General features: G+C 57.2%; 10 protein-coding genes. 4 read left to right on the top strand and 6 right to left on the bottom strand.

Annotation, left to right across the window (positions count from 1 at the left end):
- Window positions 1–341 precede the first annotated feature (341 nt).
- Window positions 342–1,712 (top strand): TIGR03808 family TAT-translocated repetitive protein, encoded by a 1,371-nt coding sequence (locus RBB47_RS02740; RefSeq protein ID WP_305984190.1) that lies wholly within the window; start codon window positions 342–344, stop codon window positions 1,710–1,712.
- A gap of 5 nt (window positions 1,713–1,717) precedes the next feature.
- On the opposite strand, the gene RBB47_RS02735 is transcribed toward RBB47_RS02740, so the two are convergent.
- Entirely contained in the window at window positions 1,718–2,521 is an 804-nt protein-coding gene (locus RBB47_RS02735) for a dimethylarginine dimethylaminohydrolase family protein (RefSeq protein WP_305984189.1), read from the bottom strand.
- Between RBB47_RS02735 and RBB47_RS02730 the strand changes: the two genes are divergently transcribed.
- Window positions 2,483–2,983 carry a GNAT family N-acetyltransferase gene (locus tag RBB47_RS02730; protein WP_305984188.1) on the top strand — a complete coding sequence of 167 codons (501 nt, stop codon included), beginning with the start codon at window positions 2,483–2,485 and terminating at the stop codon, window positions 2,981–2,983. The genes RBB47_RS02735 and RBB47_RS02730 overlap by 39 nt on opposite strands.
- Before the next feature lie 11 nt (window positions 2,984–2,994).
- On the opposite strand, the gene RBB47_RS02725 is transcribed toward RBB47_RS02730, so the two are convergent.
- The 3 genes from RBB47_RS02725 to RBB47_RS02715 form a co-directional block, all read right to left on the bottom strand.
- Window positions 2,995–4,023, bottom strand: coding sequence for an asparaginase (locus RBB47_RS02725; RefSeq protein WP_305984206.1), 1,029 nt, complete (start codon window positions 4,021–4,023; stop codon window positions 2,995–2,997).
- A gap of 36 nt (window positions 4,024–4,059) precedes the next feature.
- Complete coding sequence (locus RBB47_RS02720) at window positions 4,060–5,238, bottom strand: aminotransferase (protein ID WP_305984187.1); 1,179 nt, start codon at window positions 5,236–5,238, stop codon at window positions 4,060–4,062.
- Window positions 5,239–5,419: 181 nt separating this feature from the next.
- The gene (locus RBB47_RS02715) at window positions 5,420–6,163 is read right to left on the bottom strand and encodes an ABC transporter substrate-binding protein (RefSeq protein ID WP_305984186.1); all 744 of its coding nucleotides are present in this window, start codon (window positions 6,161–6,163) and stop codon (window positions 5,420–5,422) included.
- A 414-nt stretch (window positions 6,164–6,577) separates the two neighbouring features.
- On the opposite strand from RBB47_RS02715, the gene RBB47_RS02710 reads away from it, so the two are divergent.
- Together RBB47_RS02710 and RBB47_RS02705 are read left to right on the top strand one after the other, a co-directional pair.
- Window positions 6,578–8,116, top strand: coding sequence for a SulP family inorganic anion transporter (locus tag RBB47_RS02710; protein ID WP_305984205.1), 1,539 nt, complete (start codon window positions 6,578–6,580; stop codon window positions 8,114–8,116).
- A gap of 172 nt (window positions 8,117–8,288) precedes the next feature.
- Window positions 8,289–10,133 (top strand): adenylate/guanylate cyclase domain-containing protein, encoded by a 1,845-nt coding sequence (locus RBB47_RS02705; RefSeq protein WP_305984185.1) that lies wholly within the window; start codon window positions 8,289–8,291, stop codon window positions 10,131–10,133.
- 20 nt (window positions 10,134–10,153) lie between these two features.
- On the opposite strand, the gene RBB47_RS02700 is transcribed toward RBB47_RS02705, so the two are convergent.
- Together RBB47_RS02700 and RBB47_RS30985 are read right to left on the bottom strand one after the other, a co-directional pair.
- Window positions 10,154–10,690 (bottom strand): DUF2165 domain-containing protein, encoded by a 537-nt coding sequence (locus RBB47_RS02700; RefSeq protein ID WP_305984184.1) that lies wholly within the window; start codon window positions 10,688–10,690, stop codon window positions 10,154–10,156.
- A gap of 112 nt (window positions 10,691–10,802) precedes the next feature.
- Window positions 10,803–11,090, bottom strand: a complete 288-nt coding sequence (locus RBB47_RS30985; RefSeq protein ID WP_371932727.1) for a phosphopantetheine-binding protein — start codon at window positions 11,088–11,090, stop codon at window positions 10,803–10,805.
- Window positions 11,091–11,114 lie beyond the last annotated feature (24 nt).

The raw sequence follows: 11,114 nt of genomic DNA, 5'->3' as shown, positions 1-11,114 counted from the left end.
TGTCCCGGCCGGTTCTCTATTTTGATGATGCACTTAGCCCTCCCGACCCTGCGCCGCGCTCTGCAGCTAACTAGAAGCCGATCCGGGATCTTCGCTGTGAGCTCCCCCTTCATCCTGAAGAGGACCAACAGGTCCGTCTCGAAGGACGGGCCTCGTATTCCGGAGTATTCCGCCCACACTTCGAGACGCTGCTTCTGCGGCTCCTCAGGACGATGGGCAGGCGGTTCTTGTTAACCCAGTTTCCGGCCAAATCAGCCATTTCGGCATGCCCTTTGCTGATTTCAGGGTGAAAACCCGATCCGTTTCCCATCCTGGGACGTTTCAAGCAAATGGCACCGCCGATGACACGTGAAACTTCAAAATTGAACCGCCGGGCGTTTCTTGCCGGGACAGCCCTGTGCCTTTCCGGGACAGCTGCGGCGGCACAAATGAAAGTCGCGGATCTCCGGGGGTCGATCGATTCTGCGGATCTCGGCCTGCTTCCCAATGCCGCCGACGACCAGACGGCCCAGTTCCAGAATGCTGTCAACCGAGCAGTTGAGCGCGGTCGCGCCCTGTTTCTGCCGGCTGGCACCTACCCGGTCGCCAATTTACGCCTGCCGTCGGGCACTCTGATCGTTGGTGTTCCTGGCCGCACCCGGCTCGTTTATCAGGGCGGCGGTGGCCAACTGATCCGCGCGGAAGGCGTCAGCAACATCGGTCTGCATGGGATCACGTTCGACGGAGCCAACCGCTCCATTGGTGACTTCACCGAAGGCCTGCTCCACTTTGTCGGCATACGCAACCTGGTGCTCGACAATTGCGATATCGCAGGCTCTTCGAAAATGGGCGTTGTGCTTGACCGCTGTTCTGGCCGTGTCGAGAACTGCCGAATATACGGCGCAGCCGAAGCAGGCCTTCGCTCCAACGAAGCGGATGGGCTTGCGATCACCGGAAACACGGTGACCGACTGTGCAAACGGAGGCATCTGGGTCCACCGCTGGCGCGATGGTGAGGATGGCACCATCGTCTCCGGCAACCGGATCGAACGCATTGGTGCCCGTTACGGCGGCACCGGTCAATTCGGCAACGGCATCAACGTTTTCCGAGCCCACGGCGTGATGGTTACCAACAACCGCGTCACAGATTGCGCTTTTTCCGCCATCCGGTCGAACAGCGGTTCGAACGTGCAGATTCTCGGCAATTCCTGTCTGAGATCCGGCGAATGTGCGATCTATTCCGAATTCAACTTCCAGGGTGCGATCATCGCCAACAATATCGTTGATGGCGCCACCACCGGCATTTCGATTGCCAACTTCATGGATGGTGGACGCATGTCGGTCTGTTCCGGCAATCTCATTCGCAATATCTCCGAAGACGGCCCGTACCCGCCGGAAGTCGCTGGTTTTGGCATCGGCATTGCCGCGGAAGCCGACACGACACTGACCGGCAACGTCATCGAAGGCGCGCCGAAATTTGGCATGCTGCTCGGCTGGGGTCCCTATATGCGCAACATCGCAGCATCCCAGAATGTGCTGCGGGACTGCGGAACGGGCATTGCCGTGACGGTGGTCGACGGCGCCGGACCTGCCGCCATTACCAACAATATCGTTCAAGGATCAAAACTCGGAGCCATCAAGGGCTACAGATGGCTGGAAGCAGCCACTGGCGAACTGAACGGAAGTTCGCGCTATGCCAACCTGACCGTATCGGGCAATCAGGTCAGCGCCTGATCTCATCAAGATGGTGTCGCGAAGCGCAGAGAAAGACAGGAGAGCCCTCCATCGAGCTTGCGCGCCTCATGTGTCGGCAAAACGACGGTTGTGAAGCCCGCTACCTCGATGGCCGCAAGAGTTTTTGGATACCCTTCCGGCACAAGCACCACGTCGTTCACCCGGATGACGTTGGCTGAATACTCTTCCCCTTCCGGAACAATAATGATCGTTCGGTCGCCAAAGAAACCGCTGTCCGCCATCGCCCTCGTCGCCAAAATGACGCCGTCGCCGAGCGTTGAGCACGCGGTCTTGAAGTGTAGAACGCCCTCTGGCGTTTCGCAGACCTTTGCCGAATATCCCCAATCAGCAAGCAACCCGACAAAGGCTTCGGCTCCTGCCACGTCTGTGCGCGCCGACAACCCCACCAGGATCACGTCATCCAACATCAACACATCACCGCCATCGACGTGGCCAGAGCCCGGCAGCTCAACGACCCTGTCGAACCTTGCCTCGAGCGCGGTGCGGATCGCGTCGCCCTCTCCCTTGCGGCTTGCCGTTCCTGGCCTTAGTTGGATGGCACCTTCGGGAAGACAAAAAGCAGGGTCCTCGACAAAACAGCTGTCAGGAAATTCTTCGAGCGGTGGCAACATATCGACATGCAGGCCCGCCTCTTGCAGCGCGCGGACATAAAGATCATGTTCTGCCCGGAACGCGGCGCAATCCGGGTCACCACTGTCGACAGCGCGGATACCGTTTGCGACGCTTTCAGACGGCGAGCGTGTGATCGCATGGGTGAAACGAAACGACAGGCCCGGGCGGTGCGCCATAAGGAAACTCCAATGAAAACAACAAACCAGGCAGCATCCATCCGCAGGGCGAAATTGCAAGATGTGCCTGCCATCAAACACTGTATCGACCAGGCCTATGCACCGGTAAAGAAGCGATTGGCGGATCTTCCGGACGTCTCGGCAGGATTGGAAGAGGACGTTGAAAAGAATGTCGTGCTGGTCGCCGAGACAGGTAGCAAGATCGCCGGATGCGCCATTTTGGAAATGAATGGAGGTGTTGCCCACCTGATGAACATTGCGGTTGATCCAGCATTCAAGGGCCTCGGCCTGGGAAAGATGCTGCTCGCCGCCGTTGAAGACACGGCCATCCGAAACGGCGTTCGCGAACTACACCTCGCGACCCATGTCGGCATGCCGGAAAATGTTTCTCTTTATACGCACTTAGGCTGGAGTGAAACTTCAAGAAATTCAAATAAAGTTCTGATGAAAAAAGAAATTTAAACCTGGAAGATCTAGGGAAGAGACGTTTTCAAGGTCGAAAGGAATTCCTCTCGGGGCCTGATATGCCCCGCTTGGGTGCCACGGCGTGTAAGAACCGGTGGATTGACAAGTTTGTCCAGCAATTCAGCTTCGTCTTCATTGAGGTCGAGCACAGCTTCCAGAACAGTGGCCATCGTCACTTCGGCAGCCCGTGTCGCGCCGTCGTCGCACTTCAGCGCAATACCGAAGCCAAGTTCCGGAATAGCGGCGCAAAAGACACCCTCAGCACCGGTCTTTACAAAAACCCTGCCTTTGAACCCGTCCATCACCTGCGTACAGAAACGGCCTGCCCCGGCAACCATGTAGGGTTCGTTGATGCAGGCATCGTATATCTGGCGCGCTGCATCGGCGCGGAGCGGTTCCAGCCCTTCCCCGGAGCCAAAAACAGCGAAGGCTTTGGCAAAATTCCGCAGCGGCGAGGCATAGGTCGGAACCGAGCAGCCGTCAATTCCACAGACATCGTCGGTCAGTGTGTCCCCGGTCATCTGCTCTATGGCAAGACGCACTTCGCGTTGCACCGGGTGGCCGGGCTCAACGTAGCCACGTGTCGCAACGCCCATCGTCTTTGCAAGTCCGAGAAAGCCGGCATGTTTGCCCGAACAGTTGTTGTGTAACCCACAGGGAACTTCGTCGGCCAGGATCAGCTTGGCAGCATCTTCCATGCGTTTTGGCCATTGCGGCCCACACTCAAGATCATCCTCTGTCAAACCCGCCTTCATCAGCATGACACGCGCGGCGTTTGCATGAATTTCCTCACCATTGTGAGACGCGCAGGCCAGCGACAGTTCCGCATCGGAGAGATCGAGTGCGTCGGCCGCGCCGGACTCAACCAGCGGCAACGCCTGGAGGGCTTTGATCGCGGACCTGGGGAAAACCCTGGCCTCGATGTCGCCAATCCCGCAAACAAGCCGTCCGTTTGCATCAACGATTGCGACGCTGCCACGGTGTGTGCTCTCCGTGAGGCTGCCACGGGTAACATCCACCAGAGCCGGATTGTCCATATAGTTTCTCATTCTGATTGTCAGCGTTACGCCAAGCTAAGCGGATTCGGCATTTCTTGCGGCCAAAAAAGCCGCGAGGCGCGCTACGGCCTCGTCGATCACCCAGTCCTTCTTGCAGAAGCAGAACCGGATATAGCCAGTGGGCGCATCCCCGCCATAAAACGCAGACACCGGCACAGCCGCGACACCGGCTTCGCGTACGAGTGTTTCGCAAGCCGCGACATCGTTGTTTCCAAGGCCCATCCCGTCGAAACCGCAGGTGAGAAAATAGGTCGCCGCGCAGGGCAACACCGTAAAGCCCACGGATCGCAGACCTCTGGTCATCCTGTCGCGCTTGGCCATCAACTCTTCGGCGAGGTTCTGAAAATAGTCGTCTTCTTTCGTGAGGCCGTAGGCAACGGCCTTCTGCAGATTGGGCGGTGTCGTGAAAGTGACCCACTGATGCGCCTTGGCGATCGGATCGATCAGATTGGCCGGTCCGGTGACATAGCCTACTTTCCAGCCGGTTAGCGAGAACGTCTTGCCGGCAGAGCCGATACGCACGGTCCGCTCGCGCATGCCATCGAAAGTCATGAGCGGCCGATGCTGGGCTCCGTCGAACACCAGATGCTCGTAAACCTCGTCGCAGATCGCATAGGCGTCATGCTGCTTGCAGAGCTCGGCGATCAGCTGCAATTCGGACTCCGAAAACACCTTTGCCGTCGGGTTCATCGGATTGTTGATCAAAATTGCCTTGGTGTTTTGCGAAAACGCCGCACGGAGAGCGTCGGCGTTCAGATCCCAGTTCGGCGGATTGACGCGCACCCTGACAGGAATGCCGCCGGCGCGGCGTACCAGCGGCAGATAGCAGTCGTAGAGCGGTTCGACCAAAACGACTTCGTCTCCGGCCGACACCAGAGCCAGAATGCTGTCCGCCAGGGCTTCGGTTGCGCCGGACGTGATCAGAACTTCGCTTTGCGGGTCAATGTCCAAGCCATAAAAACGCTTGTTACTTCTTGCAACTGCCTCTCGAAGCTCCGGCAATCCCAGCATCGGAGGATACTGGTTCGGCCCTTCCGTCAACGCATTCGCCGCCGCTTCCAGAATATCGTCCGGCCCGTCGACATCGGGAAACCCCTGTCCGAGATTGACGGCGTTATGCGCCATGGCGAGACGCGACATGGTTTCAAAGACAGTTGTGTCTATGCCGGTAAAAACCGGGTTGGTCGGCTTCATGAGGTCTCCCTGGAATGACTTCTTTTGGTTCTATTCTTCCAGGCGACACGCGTCGAGTGTTTTTAGCATCACGAGCAGCAACAGGCACCGCACACGCACTTGATCTTCTTCCATAATCCCGCTGCGGGAAGATACCTGGTGCAGATCCGAAAACAGGTCTGATCTGACACCAGAGCGCGAATTAACAGGTGGAACAGTTGCCTGGCAGATTGCCGATGACGATGTCCTTAGTCTTGCGTTTGATGATTTGCTCCATCTCTCCGCTGTTTTTCATTTCCTGAAGGACTTCTGTGATTTTTGGCAGCAGCGCTGCGTTTTTCTCGTGAATGAAGTGGTAGAGATCTACCGGCATGACGGCCTTGTCCAGCGTGACGACACTGTCCAGGTCCAGAGCATGGATCTGGATCCTGCCGGCTGTCTCTTCTGCGATAACGGCGTCCAGTTTTCCGAGCGACAACATCTCAAAGAGTTCCTGAAAGGACTCCGCCTCCCAAACGTGATGGAAATCCTTGGTATAGGTTTCGAGCTGCACAACACCCTGAAGGTGTCCAACCCTGGTATTCTTGAGGTCAATGAACACTTCACCTGAACTTCTCAATCGGTTCACGAACACAAGGTTTTGCAACCGCAGCAGCGGGACATCGACCTTGAGAAGTTCCGGGAATTTCGCCCCAACGGCACCGACGCGAAGGACCTCTCCGTCAACAACGCCGGTCGAAGACACAATGAGGGACCGCTTTCCCGAGGTGAAATAGATTTCGACCTTGATGCCAAGCTTGGCATAAGCGTGCTTGAGAAGTTCAGAGCCGATTTGCCCGTTTGGCACCATCTCGATCGTGGAAAACACCAGCTTTTTCTGCGCCTGGACGCCTGTCGCAGTGCTTAGAAAAAGCACAACCAGCCCAATCTTGACCAGCCAACGCAAGATCAATGCTCCCCCACTTCCCCTCATGGCGCTCCCGCAGCGGAAGCACGTCAACCGTAGAATAAATTTACCGAGTTAAGATACAACCGAAAAAACCCGGTAGAAAAACAACCAGATTTCCTTGCGTAAGCGCATTACAACTCTGGATTACTGGAATGTTTCCGGTAGAAACAATCCCAACATCGGAACAGTTATTGATACCGGGGCAAGATGCGCTGTCGTGCTTGTGTGCATAGCTGATATTCGCGCCCACTCTTGCTGCATTGCAGCAAATCGATTAAAAGGGACAGAATTGATCCAGGTCAATGCGTACGTCCCGGCCCGCCTGGGTGACCGTCTCAACCAAATCAGAACTGTCTGGAGCCCGTCTTGTCAGCACGTGCCGAGGCCATTGCGCCTGTACAATCGACCAAAATGGATGCCGCGCGCATCAAAACGGAACTGCTGGCTGGCCTGACGGTCGCGCTGGCACTTGTTCCTGAAGCTGTTGCTTTCGCATTCGTTGCGGGTGTCAATCCGCTTGTCGGTCTCTATGCAGCATTCTTTGTCGGCCTGATCACGGCCTGCATCGGCGGACGGCCGGGCATGATCTCCGGTGCAACCGGCGCACTTGCCGTTGTCATGGTGTCACTGGTCGCGCAGCACGGCGTTGAATACCTGTTCGCGACCGTTGTTCTGATGGGCATCTTGCAGATTGGCGTCGGTGTTTTGAGGTGGGGTAAATTCATCCGGATGGTGCCGCATCCGGTCATGCTCGGCTTCGTGAATGGCCTCGCCATCGTGATCTTCCTTGCCCAGCTCGGCCAGTTCAAGGTTCCCGACGGTTTGGGTGGTCTGACATGGATGTGGGGCACAGAACTCTATCTGATGCTTGGCCTGGTTGCGCTCACCATGGCGGTGATCTGGTTCCTGCCGAAGATCACAACCGCCTTCCCGGCGCCTCTAGCTGGGATCCTGGTGGTCTCCGGGCTCGTGCTCGGCTTCAACCTGGACACGCGCTCGGTCGGCGATCTTGCTTCCATTGCAGGCGGCCTTCCCGAATTCCACATACCCATGGTTCCGCTGACGCTTGAAACGCTGCAGATCATCCTGCCCTATGCGGTGATCCTCGCGGCCATCGGTCTGATCGAATCCCTTTTGACGCTCAACCTGGTCGCCGATCTCACCAACACGAAGGGTGGCGCTTCCAAAGAGTGCGTCGCGCAGGGCTCGGCAAACATCGTGACCGGCTTTTTCGGTGGCATGGGCGGCTGCGCCATGATCGGGCAGTCGATGATCAACGTGAAATCGGGCGCCAGAACACGGATATCCGGCATTGCCGCGGCTCTGTTCCTGCTGTCCTTCATCGTTATCGCATCGCCGCTGATTGAGCAGATCCCGGTCGCCGCACTTGTTGGCGTCATGTTCATGGTCGTGATTGGCACGTTTGCCTGGGCCAGCCTCAAGATCGTTCACAAGATCCCGCTTACCGACGCAGTTGTGATGGTCATCGTCACCGGCGTCACCGTTTACGCCGACCTGGCTGTTGCCGTGGTCGTCGGGGTCATCATCTCCGCCCTCGCCTATGCCTGGAACGCGGCCAGCCGCATCAGTGCCCGCATTGGCACCAGCAAGGAAGGCTGGAAGGTCTACCGTTTGACTGGCCCCCTGTTCTTCGGCTCAACAACAGGGTTCGTTGACCTGTTTGACCTTCAGAACGACCCGCAGGATGTCGTCGTTGATTTCATGGACAGCCGCGTTGTTGACCATTCTGGTCTGGAAGCGATCGACGCGCTGGCTACCAAATACGAAAACGCCGGCAAACGCCTGCACCTGCGCCATCTGTCTCCGGACTGCAAGAAGCTGCTCGCCAAGGCCGGAAACATGGTTGAAGTCTCCGTGCTCGAAGACCCGGACTACGAAGTTGCCGTCGACTACGGTCAGACGTTCGAGGAGCCTCAGAAGGCATCCTGACAAGACTGGACCCTCCCGAAACACTGGCCCCGGAAGCACAGCTTTCGGGGTCTTTTGTTGTTTTCCGTCAAAGGAACAGCGTCAATTGCAAAAAGCCGTCGAACGAGCGCGCTGAAACCGCTATGACACTATTGGCTCTTCGATGATCTCTCCGCGGTCCCGGGAATTCACGGTGTTGTTTCGCAATAAACTTTTTATCACGCCAACCCTGGCAACTGTCATCGGGACATTCGTTGTCGTCACTGCTGCCGCAATCCTGATCGTGCAGGCGATCACGTCGGCAAATGTCGTTCGGCAACTGGGTGGCGGCCTTGTCGACCTGGGCATGGACACCGCTGAATCGGCGTTCGTCGAACAGCTCCACGCAGTCACCGAAACGGCGAACTACACCCGCGCCAGCTGGGCGCTCGGTGAGCTCACTTTTGACGATCCGGACTTGCTGGTCACCTTCATTTACGGCGCTCTGGCTCCGCAGGACAGGGTCTCGTTCATGGTGATGGTTGACGCGCAAGGGATTGGCGTCGATGTCGACCGGGGCGATGCTGAAGGCGACTTGCTCGGCGGTGAAGTCGATCTTGCCGCGGAAATTCCGAGCCTGGTGCCGGTCACGGAAAAGGCGGCGGGCCAGAAGGAACCGTTCTGGAGCGAACCGCTCTACATGCCAGGCCGCAAGCACACCTATTTTATCTACGCGCAGCCTCTGTACGAAGGTGAATCGTATCGCGGCGCTCTCATGATCGGAATGTCCCTGGAACGGATTTCCGACATGACGTGGAACATCTCGACGGACGACATCATCATCTTTCTGATGAAGCAGGACAGCCACGAAATTGTTGCGCATCCGCTTCTTTACGAGAATTTCGAGGACTTGAGCGCGGATAGTCCGCTTCTGCATGTCAGCCAGATATCCGATCTCTTTCTCTCCGATTATGCCGAGATGGAGAAGATCAACAATGCGGACTACGACATTGCCGACAATCTTGACCTTCACACCGGGTATGACAGAGACGGCGAAAAGAGGTTCATCATCGTCGATCAGGAAAGCGAAAGCCTGAAGGGCCTTCCTGCCCGTATTGGCGTTCACTTTCCGGCCGAGTTCCTGGACCAGCCACTTCAGACGCTTCTGATCGCCATTGTTGTCGGCCTCGGGCTTCTGCTTGTTTCGCTTCTTGGGGCCATTCTTCTGGCGCGCCGCATCGCTCGCCCCGTTCGCCGGGCTGCGCTGGCAGCCAAGGAAGTTGCCGATCTGAAACTGGACGAGGTCGAACCGCTGCCGCCGTCGGTCATTCGCGAACTGGACGATCTGGCGAAAGGCTTCAATGCCATGGTCGGCGGCCTGACGGCGTTCAACCGGTATGTGCCGCGCACATTGGTACAGAAGCTTTTGAGCGAAGGCCGGGCGGAAGCTCCACCGGAAGACCGGGAAGTCGCCGTGCTCTTCACCGACATTGCCGGCTTCACGGCTGCATCGGAGGGCATGTCAGCCAGTCAGACCGCAGCGTTCGTCAACCATCACCTGTCTCTTCTCGGCGCTGAAATCACCCGGCAAGGCGGCACCATCGACAAGTATATCGGCGATAGCGTCATGGCGTTCTGGGGGGCGCCTGACCATCTGGAAAATCCGGCAGAACAGGCCGCCCGCGCAGCACTCGGCATGGCTGAGGCCATCCAGCGGGACAACGAAACCAGACAGGAACGCGGAGAGCCACCTGTGCGCATCCGCGTCGGCGTGCATATGGGTCCGCTTGTTGTCGGTGACATTGGCGCACCCGAGCGCGTCAACTACACGGTGATCGGCGATACCGTGAACGCAGCAGCGCGGCTCGAAAGCCTCGGCAAGGAAATCGACGATAGTGCCGAAGTGATGATCCTGGTGTCAGGAGATGTTGCAAAGAACCTCGGCGCGGATTTCAAACAGGAAGAGATCGGCCCGCAAAAGGTCAAGGGAAAAGCAGAACCGATTGATGTGGTCCGGCTGTTGCCGCCACCCGATCCGGCATCGAGACATTCGTCCTGAACCACCGGACGGCAGAACCGTTACTCACTCATGCCTTTGTGCGAGCTGTCACCAAAGCTCTCCGGCGTGGCCAGGAATAGCAGGTTCAGAAAAATGACGGCGGTGAACCTGAAGGACGACGGAATGCCGTTCCACGTCTCCGATTGCCACATCAAAAACCACTCTCCGCCGATCACCATGAAGCCGGTGAACCAGAGCAATACGCCCAACAACAGCCCCAGCACAGCCCAGGTCTTGGCGTCATGAAATTCTTGGGAACTGCCCCGAAGGTTTTGGAGAAGCTTCAAGGAACCGGTCAGCAACAGCACGGCCACGACGAGTTCTACAGCGACGATGAACCAGAATGCAGCCTTATGAAGCACCGGGTTTTCGACGGCGCGCCAGGCAAAGGCATTATCAGGAAATACCGAATCCATGTTCATCACATGGATGACGAACCGAAGGTTCGTGTCGGGATCGAAGACGTTCGAGAGCCCGGCAACGAAAGCAAACAGGCTGATGCTGGCGGTGATCAGGACTTTGGCAAGCCTGAGGCTGAATTCCGTCGTAAGAAGCATCGTTCGAACAGCCAATCAAGAATGGAAGGAAAGACACGCAAATCAGCGTCCCAGCCTGCCCGATTTGATCTGGCCGTTGCAACCGTGTCTGACACGAAGATCCGGCATCAAGTCAGGCCGCGGAGGATCGTGCAGACGTCTGTTGAGCAGATTGAACCGAGCTTTCGACAGCTCCCGCAAACGCTCCGAACGTCCACTCTCCCTCCATGAGTTCGCCAGCCCTGAAGGCGTCGCTTGGCAGGCAACACCCGAGTTCCCGCTCGACCGCCATGATCAGGCCGATGGCGTCCAGACTGTCGGCGCCCAACTTACTTAAAGTAGAATCGGGTGTGATAATCCAGCACGCGAGATTCAGATTCCTGGCAACAATTGACCTGACTCTTTCAGCAATTTCAGACATTTAAACCCTGATGCATAAGTCTAT

Origin of the sequence: Roseibium sp. MMSF_3544 (assembly GCF_030732845.1) — a bacterium.
Taxonomy (GTDB): domain Bacteria; phylum Pseudomonadota; class Alphaproteobacteria; order Rhizobiales; family Stappiaceae; genus Roseibium.
The sequence above is the reverse complement of the archived record's forward strand: the minus strand, read 5'-3'. Positions and strand labels throughout refer to the sequence as shown.